The organism is Kribbella voronezhensis (assembly GCF_004365175.1).
Lineage (GTDB): Bacteria > Actinomycetota > Actinomycetes > Propionibacteriales > Kribbellaceae > Kribbella > Kribbella voronezhensis.
In genome coordinates this window covers 1,445,456-1,459,165 of sequence record NZ_SOCE01000002.1, presented here as the reverse complement: position 1 = coordinate 1,459,165, position 13,710 = coordinate 1,445,456, and the positions used below count along the sequence as shown (strand labels likewise).

At 68.6% G+C, this 13,710-nt stretch carries 13 protein-coding genes; 6 read left to right on the top strand and 7 right to left on the bottom strand.

Features of this window, described 5'->3' with window-relative positions; all coding sequences use genetic code 11:
• Nucleotides 1-16: 16 nt before the first annotated feature.
• The 4 genes from EV138_RS33935 to EV138_RS33920 all read right to left on the bottom strand — a co-directional run bounded on the left by EV138_RS33935 (nucleotide 17) and on the right by EV138_RS33920 (nucleotide 3,455).
• Nucleotides 17-1,525, bottom strand: coding sequence for a sensor histidine kinase (locus EV138_RS33935; protein WP_133984162.1), 1,509 nt, complete (start codon nucleotides 1,523-1,525; stop codon nucleotides 17-19).
• Nucleotides 1,525-2,226 carry a response regulator transcription factor gene (locus tag EV138_RS33930; RefSeq protein ID WP_133984160.1) on the bottom strand — a complete coding sequence of 234 codons (702 nt, stop codon included), beginning with the start codon at nucleotides 2,224-2,226 and terminating at the stop codon, nucleotides 1,525-1,527. The genes EV138_RS33935 and EV138_RS33930 overlap by 1 nt, the downstream gene beginning before the upstream one ends.
• 75 nt (nucleotides 2,227-2,301) lie before the next feature.
• Complete coding sequence (locus EV138_RS33925) at nucleotides 2,302-2,835, bottom strand: hypothetical protein (protein ID WP_133984158.1); 534 nt, start codon at nucleotides 2,833-2,835, stop codon at nucleotides 2,302-2,304.
• 134 nt (nucleotides 2,836-2,969) lie between these two features.
• The gene (locus EV138_RS33920; protein ID WP_112247524.1) at nucleotides 2,970-3,455 is read right to left on the bottom strand and encodes a DUF456 domain-containing protein; all 486 of its coding nucleotides are present in this window, start codon (nucleotides 3,453-3,455) and stop codon (nucleotides 2,970-2,972) included.
• A gap of 41 nt (nucleotides 3,456-3,496) precedes the next feature.
• Here EV138_RS33920 and EV138_RS33915 point away from each other — a divergent pair, with 41 nt between their 5' ends.
• Nucleotides 3,497-5,521 carry an amylo-alpha-1,6-glucosidase gene (locus tag EV138_RS33915; RefSeq protein ID WP_133984156.1) on the top strand — a complete coding sequence of 675 codons (2,025 nt, stop codon included), beginning with the start codon at nucleotides 3,497-3,499 and terminating at the stop codon, nucleotides 5,519-5,521.
• Here the strand turns inward: EV138_RS33915 and EV138_RS33910 are convergent.
• Nucleotides 5,464-6,105 carry a LysE family translocator gene (locus EV138_RS33910; RefSeq protein WP_133984154.1) on the bottom strand — a complete coding sequence of 214 codons (642 nt, stop codon included), beginning with the start codon at nucleotides 6,103-6,105 and terminating at the stop codon, nucleotides 5,464-5,466. The genes EV138_RS33915 and EV138_RS33910 overlap by 58 nt on opposite strands.
• 89 nt (nucleotides 6,106-6,194) lie before the next feature.
• On the opposite strand from EV138_RS33910, the gene EV138_RS33905 reads away from it, so the two are divergent.
• Nucleotides 6,195-7,667 carry an aminotransferase-like domain-containing protein gene (locus EV138_RS33905; protein ID WP_202867039.1) on the top strand — a complete coding sequence of 491 codons (1,473 nt, stop codon included), beginning with the start codon at nucleotides 6,195-6,197 and terminating at the stop codon, nucleotides 7,665-7,667.
• A 110-nt stretch (nucleotides 7,668-7,777) separates the two neighbouring features.
• Here EV138_RS33905 and EV138_RS33900 read toward each other — a convergent pair whose 3' ends face one another.
• Complete coding sequence (locus EV138_RS33900; RefSeq protein WP_238158551.1) at nucleotides 7,778-8,026, bottom strand: DUF7455 domain-containing protein; 249 nt, start codon at nucleotides 8,024-8,026, stop codon at nucleotides 7,778-7,780.
• Between the two features lie 444 nt (nucleotides 8,027-8,470).
• On the opposite strand from EV138_RS33900, the gene EV138_RS33895 reads away from it, so the two are divergent.
• The 4 genes from EV138_RS33895 to EV138_RS33880 all read left to right on the top strand — a co-directional run bounded on the left by EV138_RS33895 (nucleotide 8,471) and on the right by EV138_RS33880 (nucleotide 12,336).
• Nucleotides 8,471-10,555: a DNA gyrase/topoisomerase IV subunit B gene (locus EV138_RS33895; RefSeq protein WP_133984148.1), complete on the top strand. Its 2,085-nt coding sequence runs from the start codon at nucleotides 8,471-8,473 to the stop codon at nucleotides 10,553-10,555.
• A gap of 117 nt (nucleotides 10,556-10,672) precedes the next feature.
• Nucleotides 10,673-11,089, top strand: coding sequence for a VOC family protein (locus tag EV138_RS33890; protein ID WP_133984146.1), 417 nt, complete (start codon nucleotides 10,673-10,675; stop codon nucleotides 11,087-11,089).
• Nucleotides 11,090-11,166: 77 nt separating this feature from the next.
• A complete protein-coding gene (locus tag EV138_RS33885) occupies nucleotides 11,167-11,811 on the top strand; it encodes an HAD family hydrolase (protein ID WP_133984144.1) in 645 nt (214 codons plus the stop codon).
• A 57-nt stretch (nucleotides 11,812-11,868) separates the two neighbouring features.
• The gene (locus EV138_RS33880; RefSeq protein ID WP_166678846.1) at nucleotides 11,869-12,336 is read left to right on the top strand and encodes a VOC family protein; all 468 of its coding nucleotides are present in this window, start codon (nucleotides 11,869-11,871) and stop codon (nucleotides 12,334-12,336) included.
• A 56-nt stretch (nucleotides 12,337-12,392) separates the two neighbouring features.
• Here the strand turns inward: EV138_RS33880 and EV138_RS33875 are convergent, their stop codons facing one another.
• The gene (locus tag EV138_RS33875) at nucleotides 12,393-13,697 is read right to left on the bottom strand and encodes a pyroglutamyl-peptidase I (RefSeq protein ID WP_133984140.1); all 1,305 of its coding nucleotides are present in this window, start codon (nucleotides 13,695-13,697) and stop codon (nucleotides 12,393-12,395) included.
• Nucleotides 13,698-13,710: the final 13 nt, after the last annotated feature.

Sequence of the window (13,710 nt, the reverse complement as noted above, 5' to 3'; positions counted from 1 at the left end):
TGGCTGATCAGGTGCGTCAAGGCGCGAGGGGGAGGTGGACGGTGAAGGTGGCGCCGCCGCCGGGGGTGTCGGTGACGGTGACGTGGCCGTTGTGGGCGGCGACGAGAGCCGCCACGATCGACAGGCCCAGGCCCGAGCCGCCGGTGGCTCGGGTGCGGGCCGAGTCGGCGCGGTAGAAGCGTTCGAACACCTTGGCCTTCTGTTCCTCGGACAGGCCGGGGCCGGTGTCCGCGACTTCGAGGACGGCCTCGTTGTCGCGGGTACCGACCGAGACCGTGATCGGGGCCTCGACCGGTGTGTGGTGGAGCGCGTTGCTGACCAGGTTTCCGAGCACCTGCCGTAGCCGCGCCTCGTCGCCGTCGACGACAGGCGCGGCCGAACCGGGCAGGATCTGGAACTTCACCGAGCGGTCCGGTTGCAGCGCCTGGACGTCGTGCACCGAGTCGCCGGCCAGCGTGAGCAGGTCCACCGGCTGATGCTGGAGCGGCCGCTGCTGATCGAGTCGCGCCAGCAGCAGCAGGTCGTCGACGAGCAGCCCCATCCGCTTCGCCTCGTCCTCGATCCGCTTCATCGTGGCCGGGTCGATGCTGCCGCGTTGCCTGGTCAGCTCGGCGAACCCTCTGATCGAGGTCAGCGGCGTGCGCAACTCGTGCGAGGCGTCGGCGATGAACCGCCGCATCCGCTCCTCCGACTGCCGCGCGTTGTCCTCGGACTCCCGCGCCACCTCGGCCGAGCGCCGAGCGGCGTCCTCGGATCTGCGCGCCGCGAACTCCGAGGCGGTCCGCTGCGCGAACGCGGTCTCGATCTGCCCGAGCATCTGGTTCAGCGCGAGCGACAACCGCCCGACCTCGGTCCGCGGATCCCGCTGCGGCACCCGCCGGCTCAGATCCCCACCCGCGATCGCCACCGCGGTGTGCTCGACATCCTCCAGCCCGCGCAGACTACGCCGTACGACATACGTCCCCACCCCGGCCAGCAGCACGAGCAGAATCACACCGGTGGCGACCTGTACGCCGACCAGCCGGTCGAGCGTCTTGTCCATGTCCGCAAGGCTTTGCGCGATCATCACGTAGCCGTCGCCGTTGCGGCTCGGGCTGGCAATGACGCGGAAGGTCGCGCTACCGCTGACCGCCGGCACGTTGAAGGCCTTGTTGTTCATCGCCACGACCTGGTCGAGGGTCAGAGTCGGCAGTTTCGGCTGCGCTGCGGACTCGTTCAACGGCTCCTGGAACGGCCCTTCGAGCTGGGTGCCGTCGTTGGCGAAGCGCTGCAGGATGAAGACACTCGGCAGTCGCGGACGCTCGCCCCTGGAGACCGGTGGAGGCTGCCCTGGACCGAAGTCGCGGTTCGCGAACTGCTTGCTGGTGTCGAGGAGTTGCCTGTCGATCCTGTCCACCAGGTAACCGCGCATGATGGTGGTGGCGATGACGCCTGATGCCAGCAGGGCGGCGGTGACCAGGGCCAGCAGCACCAGGACGATGGTGATGCGGAGCGGGTAGCGCTCGGCCAGCCGGCGGTGGGGCATCAGTTCGTGCCTCTTGGGGTGCGCAGGACGTAGCCGACTCCGCGGACGGTGTGGAGGAGCTTCTGGTCGCCGGTGTCGACCTTGCGGCGCAGGTAGGACATGTACGACTCGACCACGCCGGCGTCGCCCGCGAAGTCGTAGTTCCAGACCGCCGAGAGGATCTGGCCCTTCGACATCACCCGCTCGGCGTTCTCCAGCAGGCAGCGCAGCAGCTTGAACTCGGTGAGGGAGAGTTGCACCGCCTCACCGGCCTTGAACACCTCGTAGCTGTCCTCGTTCAGCTCCAGGTCGGCGTACCGCAGGATGGCCGCCTCGGTGGTGGTCTGCTCGCGATGCCCGGAGCGGCGCAGCAGCGCGCGGACGCGGGCGACCAGTTCGTCGAGGCTGAACGGCTTGGTGACGTAGTCGTCGGCGCCGGTGTGCAGGCCGAGCACCTTGTCCTCGACGGCGTCGCGCGCGGTGAGGAACAGCACCGGTACGTGCCGGTCCTCACCGCGCAGGCGGCGGACCACCTCGAAACCGTCCAGGCCGGGCATCATCACGTCCAGCACGACCAGGTCCGGTTCGACCTCGCGCGCCTTGCGGAGGGCCTCGGCGCCGTGGGTCGCCGTGGACACGTCGTACCCGGCGAAGCGCAGACTCGCGGAGAGCAGTTCGACGATGTTCGGCTCGTCGTCGACCACCAGCAGATGCGGGCTCATGACGACAGTCTGACGCCCGCACCCGTGCTCTTCCTGGAAGGTTCCTGGCAATCGGCTGTGAGTGTCAGTCCGCGGTCAGCGCGGGCCGTGCTTGAAGCCCCACTTCTGGCCGGCCGCGTCGCGGACCGTGCCGTCGTCCACGCTGGCGGCCGTGGCCTTGCCGTCGGCGACGATCGCCCTGACCGAGACCTGGTTCCCGGTCTTCACGCTGTCGATCCCGTCGCGCGCCGCGTTGACGAGGGTGTCGGCCGTCAGGGTGTAGGTCCTGCTGTACCCGTCGGCGCTCTTGACCGTGATCGAGTCCTTGCTGACCGCGGTCACCTCGCCGCGCTGGGTGGCGACGGTCTGGTAGCCGCCGCCTTGCTTCTCGACGACGAACTCGCCGTGCAGCGCACCCATCATCCCGAACTCGCCGTGCCGGCCCATGCCGCCCGGGCCCTTGCCGGGGTCGGGCACGGCAGGCGCCGACGGTGACGTGGACGGCGAGGGAGTCGGGTCGGCGCCGGTGGTGGCCCAGGCGACGCCGCCGGCCGCCGTGGTGACCGCGACCGCGGCGACCGTGCCGGCTACCCGCCAGCGCTTCTCGGTGAGCTTCTGGAACGACGCCATACTGAACTGCCTCCCGGTACTACGCACCAGGCAGTGCACCTGATGCTGGTCGTCCCACCCTGCGTCGCGTTCCTGAGACCAACCTCCGGCCAACCTGGCAACCGGCTGGCAATCGCCGGACCGGGAACAGGTCGTCAGACCAGGAACAGGACGGCGACCAGCCAGACGGCCGCGGCCAGCGAAGTACCGATGAACTCGATCAGGATGGACAGGCCGGTCGCGCGCAGGGCGTGTTTCGTGGAGACCCAGGCCTGGTCGTGTGTGCCGAGTCGCTGCCGCTCGGACAGATAGACACCGAGCGGGAACCCGACGAACAGGCCGACCACCGGGATCAGGAAGAACCCGACGATGCCGAGCAGGATCCCGATCAGCATCGATCGTCGCGGTACGCCGGACTCGCGCAGCCGCCGCTCGGGCACGATGTACTTGACCACCTGGCTGGCCCCGATCAGCACCACCGCGGCGGACAGCACGACCCAGCCGGTGGCGCTCTGCTCCTCCAGGGCCCAGATCAGGATCGCGGCCAGACTGAGGATCGCGCCGGGCAGCACCGGGATCACGATGCCGATGATGCCGACGAAGATCGCTACTCCGACCAGGAATGTCGCGACGCTGTTCACACCGCCACTGTGCCGCAAATCGCCCGGCTTAGGGTGGAGACATGGCTCAGCTCCACGAACTCGTGACCGCGATCGCCGCTCCCTGGGTGGTGCTGTCCCCGCCCTCCGGACAGCTCACCGGCGGATCCGACGAAGGCGAGGGTGTCTACGCCCGCGACCGGCGCATCCTGTCGCGCCTGGCCGTCACGGTCGACGGCCGGCCACCGCTACCACTCCATGTCGACGAGCAGAACGCCTGCACCCACCAATTCGTCGCCGTCCTCGAGGGGCTGGGCGATCCGGGCCACGACCCGACCGTCACGCTGCGGCGCACCCGGACGGTCGACGGCGACGGCCTCACCGAGCAGCTCACCGTCGTCAACCGCTCCCGCACCGAGATCACGCCGCGGCTGGAAGTTGCCTTGGGCACCGATCTCGCCGGGATCGCGGCCATCCGCAGTGGCGCCGCGGCCGGCCTGCCCGATCTCACCGCGACCTCGTCAGCCGATGCGCTGACCTGGGAGTCGGACGGTATCCGGGTCAGCGCCCGGTTCGAGCCGAGCGCCTCCGAGGGCCTGGTCTGGGAGCCCAAGATCGCCGCGGGTGACGAGTTCACCCTGGCACTGCGGGTCTCCGCGACCTTCCCGGAGCCGGACGGTTTCAGCATCGATCCGCCCGCCGACCGACCGGCGTACGAGCAGGTGGCTGTCGATTGCGACGACAGCCGGGTCGCCCGGTGGGTCCGCAGATCGCTCGACGACGTCGCGGGACTGCAACTCGCCGTGAACGGCACAGGGCGCTATCTCGGCGCCGGCCCACCGTGGTACCTGACGCTCTTCGGGCGTGACTCGCTGATCTCGTCGGGCATGCTGATCCCGGTCGATCCGGGTCTCGCCGCCGGGACCTTGCGTGCGCTCGCCGCTTGGCAGGGCACCAAGGTGGACCCGGATTCAGCGGAGCAGCCGGGCAAGATCCCGCACGAGCTCCGCACCAGCGTCACGGATCACGGCGGCGGTCTCGTGCTCCCCGCGACGTACTACGGAACCCACGACGCCACCCAGCTCTGGGTCATCACCCTGCACAAGGCCTGGCGCTGGGGGATGCCGGTCGACGAGGTCCGCGAACTGGTTCCCGCGCTGCGCAAGGCACTCAGCTGGATGAGCGACTACGCCGACCCGGACGGCGACGGCTTCCTCGAGTACATCGACGAGTCCGGCCACGGCCTGGCGAACCAGGGCTGGAAGGATTCGTCGGACTCGGTCCAATGGCCTGACGGCACCATCGCCACCGCACCGATCGCACTCTGTGAGGTCCAGGCGTACGCCTACTCGGCCGCCACGAAGGGAGCCGAACTCCTCGAAGCTCTCGGTGAGGACGGCGCGGCGCACTGGCGCGACTGGGCGGCTACCTTGAAAACCAAGTTCCGCGACAGCTTCTGGGTCGACGGCTACCCGGCCATCGCCCTCGACGGCGCGAAGAACCCGGTCGCCGGTCCCCACTCGAACCTCGGTCACCTCCTCGGCACCGGCTTGCTCGATCCCGAAGAAGAACAACGAGTCGTCGACGTTCTCTCGTCCGACGAGCTGAACAGCGGCTTCGGCCTGAGAACGTTGTCCAAGGCAATGACTCGCTTCAACCCACTCGGCTACCACACCGGCAGCGTCTGGCCGCACGACACCGCAATGGCCATCGAAGGCCTGTACGCCGCCGCCCGCTCAGCCGGTACGCCGTCCACCACCGCCACCTCGTACGTCGAAGGGCTCCTGCGTGCAGCCGAGTCGTTCGGCTACCGCCTACCCGAGCTGTACGGCGGCCGCGGCCTCACGGAGGAGACGACCCCCACGCCGTACCCACTGTCCTGCCGCCCGCAAGCCTGGGCCGCCGCCTCCGCAATCGCCGTACTTGTCGCGGCGCTCGGCATCAGCCCGGATGTCGCCAACGGCACAGTGACGGTGACACCCGCCGACGGCCTGCCCTGGCGGCAGCTCACGATGAAGGGTCTCACCGTCGGCGGCGAGACCCTCTCGGTTCAGTGGAAGGACGGCGCGATCGCGGTGGTCAAGGCGAACAGCGCGAGTCCCAGATAGACGATGGCAACGAGCCTGTTGCGGGCGCGGCTTGTCGTGCGGAGGGAGCGGAAGCGCCGGCCGAGGGCGTCGGCGCCGAGGGCGTAGGAGAGATCGAGTGCCAGGCCGATCACCATCACGGCCAGGCCGAGCACGAGCATCTCTGTGCGCAGGCGGTCCGGTCCGGCGCCGCGGGTGGTGAACTGGGGGAGAAAGGCAAGGAAGAACAGAGCTGCCTTCGGGTTGAGCAGGTTCACCAGAACACCTTCGCGGAAGACGCGGCCGAGCGGAGCGATTCGGATGCTGCCGGGGCCGTCCGTGATCGGTGCCCTGAGCAACTTGATGCCGAGGAACGCCAGGTAGAGCCCGCCGGCGACGGTGATCGCCGTGAAGAGAGCCGGTGAGGCCTGCACCAGGGCGACGAGGCCCAGGGAGGTGACGACGACGTACACCAGTGAGCCGGTCTCGATCGCGAGGGCGGACACGACGCCGGCCCGGCGACCCTGCGTGAGGCTGCGCAGTGAGATGTAGATGTTGTTGGGCCCTGGCATCCCGACCAGCACCACCGTCGCGCCGACCATCCCGAGCGCCCGCCCGATCCCCATCCAATTCCTCACTCTCCGAGCCGTTGTGGACTTGCCGGGTCTAGCCTGGCTGGGTTCGAAGCAGTCCACCCGAGCCAATACGAGGAGAAGTGGACCGTTCTGGAGAAGCTGCCGCTCTCGGCGAGCTGATCGGCCGGCACCTCCCCGGACCAGGAGGCCTCTACCGGCGGCTGGCCGACGCGATCGCCGCCCTGATCGGCTCTGACGAACTCCCGGTCGGTGCCCGGCTCCCTGCCGAACGACCGCTCGCGGAGGCCTTGGCGATCAGCCGGTCGACCGTCGTCGCGGCGTACGACGAACTGCGCGCCCGCGGCCTGGTCGAGAGCCGCCGCGGCAGCGGTACGACGGTGGCCGCGTCGGCCGGGCGAGGCCGTTCCGGCGCGGACAAACGGATCCCGACGGGGTACGGCGAGTCGTTGTTCCACCGGATCACCGTCGACCCCGGCGAGGTGATCGCGATGACGTACGCGGTCGATCCGGGGATGCCTGAGCTGGCCCGTGAGCTGGAAGATCTCGCTCGCACGGATCTGCCGGTGCTCCTGCAAGGCGTCGGCTATCACCCGCGCGGCTTGCAGGTCCTGCGGGAACGGATCGCTGATCACTTCAGCGGGTCCGGGCTGCCGACGACGGCAGACGAGATCGTGGTGACCAGCGGCGCGCACCAGGCGATCGCGCTGGCGACCCAGATGTACCTGCGGACCGGCGCGACTGTGGTGATCGAGCAACCGAGCTGGCCGGGTTGCTTCGATCTGTTCGGCGCAGCGGGTGGCCGCGTTGTCGGCGTACCGCTGGACGACGCGGGCATCAGGCCCGACCTGCTGGCCGCGGCGCTGGCCGAGCATCAGCCGGCGATGCTGTTCGTGATGCCGACCTTCCACAACCCGACCGGCCGGTTGATGTCGGCGAGCCGGCGGCGCCAGGTGGCCGAACTGGCCGCGAAGTACGGCGTGGTCGTTGTCGAGGACAACGCCTACTCGGCGTGGGACCCGGCCGGCCCGGATGTTCCGCCGCCGCTGGCCGCCTTCGCGCCGAGGAACGCCGAGGTGTTCACGATCGGCTCGGTGTCGAAGGCGGTCTGGGGCGGTTTGCGGATCGGCTGGATCCGCGCGCCGAAGCCGCTCGCCGAACGGCTCGCCCGGCACAAGGCGCTGGCGGATCTGGGCAGCCCGGTGATCGACCAGGCACTCACCGCGAGATTGTTGCCCCGGCTGCACGAGATGACCGCTGAGCGCGCCAGGCTGGCCACCGGACGACGGAAGCTGATGGGGCAGTTGCTGACGGAGCGACTACCGGAATGGACCTGGCAGGAACCCGACGGCGGCTCCGCGCTGTGGATCAGGCTGACGGACACCGACGCGCGGATGTTCGCGCAGGTCGCGTTGCGGCACGGGGTCGAGGTGGTGGCCGGGCGCGCCATGGATCCGACAGGGCAGCATGACGATCATCTCCGGGTGCCGTTCAGCTATCCGGCCGAGGTGATGAGCGACGCCGTGGACCGGCTGGCCGCGGCCTGGCGGGAACTTCGCCGCCACGGGCCCGCGCCCGGCGTACCGATGATCTAGTGGCTCCGGAGTTGGTTGCCGGGGGCAGAGATGACGGATGGTGGCCACCCGCAAGGGTGACCACCATCGATGAAATCAGCGGGGAAGCGCCTTGGGCGCTGCGAGGCCGGTTACCGCTCGTCCTCCGTGGAGGAGACGGATGCGGGCTCAGCGTCGAGCCGTCCCGTCTCGTCGTGAATGGTGATCGCGATGTTGCGCAGCTTCTCCGAGTGCTCCCGGCCGTGGTGGGCGCAGAACAGAAGCTCCCCACCGCTGGTCAGGGTGACACGGACGTAGGCCTGCGCGCCGCAGCGGTCACAACGGTCCGCAGCCGACAGGGTCGAGCTCGGGGCGAGTGCTGTAGTCACTTGAGGCCTCATCTCATCTAGTTCCGTACTCACCAGATAGCAACATCCTGACATGCGGATCGCTTCCCGGTTGGTGCAGCGTGTCCGTATGTGAGACGAACCACCTGTTCCGTTATGACGCATATTGACGGGCAATCGTTTCGGATTCGGGCGAATTGCTGTTTCCGGCGAGTGTCGGGCGTGTCTTCTCTCACTGTGCGCGATGAGACGGCTACGCCGCGCTGATCGACGGAGTGTCGTACACCACTCGCGATCGAGTCCGGATCGATACCTGCCGAAACACCTTTCTCTGCTGTGATTGCCTGTTCCCGTTCGGTACCCCGTGCTCTCGGCGGTTACACCGGCGCCACCCAGCCGGGCCTGCCGGAAATTGGGGGAGGGGCTGCGTAGGCTGTCAGCGTGCGAAGGCCGCGGGCCGGAGCACGTTGTCTGTTGGTGAACCAGTGAAGGAGCCCAGTGGCCGCCCCGACGCCTCGCAGTGCCGAGCTCGACCCGACGTACAACGCACGCAACCTGCTGGTCCTGGAGGGCCTGGAGGCGGTGCGTAAGCGGCCGGGGATGTACATCGGCTCGACCGACAGCCGCGGGCTGATGCACTGCTTGTGGGAGATCATCGACAACGCCGTCGACGAGGCGCTGGCCGGGCACGGTGACCGGATCGACATCGTGCTGTACAAGGACGGTTCGGTCGAGGTGCGTGACCGGGCCCGCGGTATCCCGGTCGACATCGAGCCGAAGACCAAGCTCAGCGGTGTCGAGGTCGTCTTCACCAAACTGCACGCCGGCGGCAAGTTCGGCGGCGGGTCGTACAACGCCTCCGGTGGTCTGCACGGGGTCGGCGCCTCCGTCGTGAACGCGCTGTCCGCGCGGCTCGACGTCGAGGTCGACCGCGGTGGCACGATCTGGACGACGTCCTTCCGTCGGGGCGTGGCCGGCGAGTTCGACGGCGAGGGCGCTGCGGCGGGTTTCACGGCGGCCAAGGGGCTGCGCAAGGCCGGCCGGGCCAAGAAGGGCATGACCGGCACCCGGATCCGGTACTGGGCGGATCGCCAGATCTTCACCCGCGACGCCGCCTTCAACTACGACGAGTTGGTCACCCGCGCCCGGCAGACCTCGTTCCTGGTGCCGGGCCTCGAGCTCGTCGTGCGGGACGAGCGCGGTGACGAGCCGACCGAGGAGTCGTTCAAGCACGACGGCGGGATCAGCGAGTTCTGCGAGTTCCTGGCCACCGACCAGAAGGTCACCGACGTCATCCGGCTGACCGGAACCGGTCACTTCACCGAGACCGTGCCGATGCTGGACGACGCCGGGCACATGACGCCGACCGATGTCGAGCGCGATCTCGACGTCGACATCGCGATCCGCTGGGGCGACGGTTACGAGACCGAGCTCCGCTCGTTCGTGAACATCGTGGCGACGCCGAAGGGCGGCACCCATGTGGCCGGCTTCGAGCGGGCATTGCCGAAGGTCTTCACCAGTGCGCTGAACGGCACCCGGCTGCTGAAGAGCGGCGAGGAGCTGATCAAGGACGACGTACTGGAAGGCATGACGGCCGTCGTGACGGTCCGGCTGTCCGAGCCGCAGTTCGACGGGCAGACCAAGGAAGTGCTCGGTACTCCGGCCGCTTCGCGGATCGTCGCGAAGGTGGTGCAGACCGAGCTGGAGGCGTTCCTCACCTCGACCAAGGGTGCCACCAAGGCCCAGGCGCGCGCGGTGCTGGAGAAGGTCGTCGCGGCGTCGCGGACGCGGGTCGCTGCACGGCAGCATCGTGAGTTGCAGCGGCGGAAGACGGCGCTGGAGTCGTCGGCGTTGCCGGCCAAGCTGGCGGACTGCCGCAGCAACGACGTGGACCGCTCCGAGCTGTTCATCGTCGAGGGTGATTCGGCGCTCGGGACGGCGAAGCTGGCGCGCAGCTCGGAGTTCCAGGCGCTGCTGCCGATCCGGGGCAAGATCCTGAACGTGCAGAAGGCGTCGGTCGCCGACATGCTGAAGAACGCCGAGTGCGCCTCGATCATCCAGGTGGTCGGTGCCGGCTCAGGTCGCAGCTTCGACATCGAGCAGGCGCGGTACGGCAAGATCATCTTCATGGCCGACGCCGATTCCGACGGCGCGCACATCCGCTGCCTGCTGGCGACGCTGTTTTTCCGCTACATGCGGCCGCTGGTCGACGCCGGTCGCGTCTACACCGCCGTACCGCCGCTGCACCGCTTCGAGCTGACCAACCCGAAGAAGGGTCAGGAGAAGTACATCTACACCTACAGCGACGCGGAGTACCAGCGGAAGACGGCCGAGCTGATGAAGAAGGGCGTCAAGTGGAAGGAGCCCCCGCAGCGCTACAAGGGTCTCGGTGAGATGGACGCGGACCAGTTGGCGGAGACCACGATGGACCCCCGGCACCGGACCCTGCGGCGCATCACCGTCGACGACGGCGAGGCCGCCGCGAACGTCTTCGACCTGCTGATGGGCAACGACGTGGCGCCGCGCAAGGAATTCCTGGTCCAAGGCGCCTACGAGCTCGACGAGACCCGCATCGACGTCTAGGCGATTCCGGCCGGAAGCTCGTCTTTCGGCCGGAATGTCGAGATCTGTCCAGGCGTCCCGATGTCCTTCCCGAAGACCCATGGCCGCCATCGGCCCTGACGTAGCAGGAGAGACATCATGACCAACGACCACCCGACGAGCACCGGCCCGATCAAAGGTCTGGACGAACTCGAAGTCATCACGTTGCTCGTCGACGACGTGGCGGCCTGCCGGGAGTTCTACACGGGCGTGTTCGGGCTGAAGATCATCTTCGAGGACGCCAACTCCGCCCTGCTGAAGATGCGCAACCTGATGCTCAACCTCGTCACGATCGACGAGGAGCCGCTGCTGATCGGCGCCGGCGCCGCGCCGACCCCGGGTGGGCGGGTGCTGTACACCATCAGGGTCGACGACATCGACGCGACCGCTGCCGCGCTGCAGGCGCACGGCGGCACGCTCCTCAACGGCCCGATCGACCGCCCCTGGGGCCGCCGCACCGCAGCCTTCCCCGACCCAGCCGGCAACCTCTGGGAAATCGCCCAAACCATCGACTGAGAGTCGACCAGCCGGCACCGGTCCGTCGGCGGCCACGACGGACAGGTGCCCACCCGCCACCTCCGAAAGACCACCCGATGACACCCATCGCCTGCTTCGACCTGGACAACACCTTGATCGACCGGGACGCGGCGTTCGCGGCCTGGGCATCTTGGTGGGCCGGAAACGAGCGGCTTGAGGCGGACGCCGTCTCGTGGTTGCTGGCGAAGGACGAGGGCGGCTTTCGTCCACGCGCCGAGCTGTTCGCCGAGGTCAAGGAGCAGTTCGGGTTGACCGCCTCGGTCGAGGACCTGGTGGCTGCCTACGACCGCGAGCATCCGCTGTTCACCTCGGTCGATCAAGCCGTCCTGGACGGCCTGACTTCACTCCGTACTGCCGGGTGGCGGGTCGCCGTGGTGACGAATGGTGGCACCGTCCAACAGACCCTGAAGCTCGAGCACACGGGGATCGGTCCGGCGGTCGATTGCTGCTGCATCTCCGAAGAAGTCGGGGTGCGGAAACCCGACCGGGCGATCTTCGGGCTCGCGGCCGACCGATGCGGGGCGACGCTGGTGGGCGGGTGGATGGTGGGGGACCATCCGGCGTACGACATCGCGGGTGGGATCGCGGCGGGGCTGCGGACGATCCTCGTCGGTGATCGGCGGCCTGCGGCGGGCGGACTGGCGCCTGACCATCACCTCTCCTCGGTGCTGGGAGCATTTCCGGTGATCTTGGCCGGTTGAGTGTCCCCTGTGGGGTGCAAGATGTCCTCACGCCTAATCGAGTGTGGGGGAGTCAGCGTGACCGACAAGTCTTATGTGCCGCCGATCGGGCGGGTGTTGACGCCGTATCTGTGTTGCCGCGATGCGGCCAAGGCGATCGAGTGGTACGGCGAGGTGTTCGGGGCGACGTTGGTGTGGGATCCGTTCGTGGGTGCCGACGGGCGGATCGGGCATGCCGAGTTGGAGGTGGACGGCGCTGTCTTCATGGTGTCCGACGCCTACCCGGAGCAAGGCGTGCACGCGCCGCCGGTGGATCAGCCGCCGACGTACGGGATGAATCTCTACGTGCCGGACGTCGACGCGACTACCGCCGCCGCGGAGAAGGGCGGGGCGAAGGTGGAGAAGCCGCCGGTGGACATGTTCCACGGGTCGCGGCAGTCGACCGTGCTGGATCCGTTCGGGATTCGCTGGGTGCTCGCTACGCATCTGCGCGAGGTCGGGATGGAGACCTTCGACGCCGCGCGGGCGGGTTTCGCCGGGAAGTGAGAACGCGGGGTGCACTCGTGAAGCTGCACCCCGCGGTCCCGGCTGAAAGCAGGCGGTCAGCCGAGGGCGGCTCGCAGTACGGCGTGCGCCCCTTGGACGATCTGGTCGCGGTTGGTCTCGTACGTCGGGTCGGTGATCGCCGTCTTGTTCGCGGGGTCGAACTGGAGCACCGGGACGTGCAGGTGCCCGGCCGGCATCGACGGGTCGAGCAGGTCGCGTTGCAACGTGTTGCGGTAGGCGACCTCGTTGGAGAGGTAGCCGCCGCCGGTGCCCTCGGAGGCGATCGATCCAGGAGTGGGCCCGTCCGGCCGGCGGACCGGCAGTGTCTCGCCGGCCGGGATCTCCAGCACCGACGTGTTCACGCGGGTGCGGAACTGCGCCGGGACGGTCGCGCCGGACATCCGGGCCAGCGGCAGGCTCGAGGTGAGCCACTCGGGGCCGGGCGGCATGCTCGGTGAGACGACGGGTGCGTAGATCGTGCCGCCGCCCCACAGGTTGTTGTTGTCGCCGATCGAGCTGACCGAGCGGCGGCGGCCGTTGAAGACCTCGAGGTCGAAGATGCCGACCCGGCCCTGGCTGGCGGTCATCACCAGGTCGGCGTGCTGCGGGCCGCCGCGGTAGTGCGGGGCGAGTGCGTTCTCGACCATGTTCTCGTCGAAGTCGGTGTAGCGGACCGGGAACATCACGGTCTGGATCTCGTACGTCTTCCCGTTCACCGTCCAGCGCTGCCCGTCGAGGGTCAGCGCGTTGGCGCCGGACGGGTTCCCGATCCGGATGTCGGCATCGAGCGTGAACGGGTCGAAGCCGGTCACCAGGAGCTTGTGGACGCCGGGGGAGAACCGGCTGCTGGTGATACCGCGGGAGGAGTACTCGAAGGAGCGGATGAGTTCGGCGCGGTCCGCCGTACCGAGGGTGAAGTGCGGTTGCCATTGACGGAGCGCGAGGGCCATCGAGATCCGGGCCCAGTAGAGACCGCGGTCGTCGGTCGACGGCAGAGCAGGCGCTGTCTGCGGATGCTGGGCCCGGTACGTCGCCGTACGCCAAAGCAGCTCGCCTTGGACGCGGACCAGAGTCGTCGCGACCGCTCGGTTCGGCACGGCGCAGAGCAGGTGGCTGAACAAGCGGACCTGGCGATCGAAGCCGGACCGGGCCAGGATCTCGGCCGGCACCGACGGGCCGCCTGCGACACCGTTGTCGAGGCGCTGCTCCTCGACCGTCCCGGTGACGCTCTGGTCGAAGCAGGCGGTCGACGGCGCTGCGGCTGGGGCAGCGGTCGCTGTGGGGAGCGTGGTCAGGGCGGAGGTCAGCGCGAGGGCGCCGGCCAGAACGGCGGGAAGAAGAGAGCTTGGGCGGAGTCTCATAAAGGTTGTCTAT

Coding starts and splice junctions, on each gene's coding strand:
- EV138_RS33935 (WP_133984162.1), bottom strand. CDS start 1,525: ATGCCCCACCGCCGGCTGGCCGAGCGCTACCCGCTCCGCATCACCATC.
- EV138_RS33930 (WP_133984160.1), bottom strand. CDS start 2,226: ATGAGCCCGCATCTGCTGGTGGTCGACGACGAGCCGAACATCGTCGAA.
- EV138_RS33925 (WP_133984158.1), bottom strand. CDS start 2,835: ATGGCGTCGTTCCAGAAGCTCACCGAGAAGCGCTGGCGGGTAGCCGGC.
- EV138_RS33915 (WP_133984156.1), top strand. CDS start 3,497: ATGGCTCAGCTCCACGAACTCGTGACCGCGATCGCCGCTCCCTGGGTG.
- EV138_RS33910 (WP_133984154.1), bottom strand. CDS start 6,105: ATGGGGATCGGGCGGGCGCTCGGGATGGTCGGCGCGACGGTGGTGCTG.
- EV138_RS33900 (WP_238158551.1), bottom strand. CDS start 8,026: ATGAGGCCTCAAGTGACTACAGCACTCGCCCCGAGCTCGACCCTGTCG.
- EV138_RS33890 (WP_133984146.1), top strand. CDS start 10,673: ATGACCAACGACCACCCGACGAGCACCGGCCCGATCAAAGGTCTGGAC.
- EV138_RS33885 (WP_133984144.1), top strand. CDS start 11,167: ATGACACCCATCGCCTGCTTCGACCTGGACAACACCTTGATCGACCGG.
- EV138_RS33875 (WP_133984140.1), bottom strand. CDS start 13,697: ATGAGACTCCGCCCAAGCTCTCTTCTTCCCGCCGTTCTGGCCGGCGCC.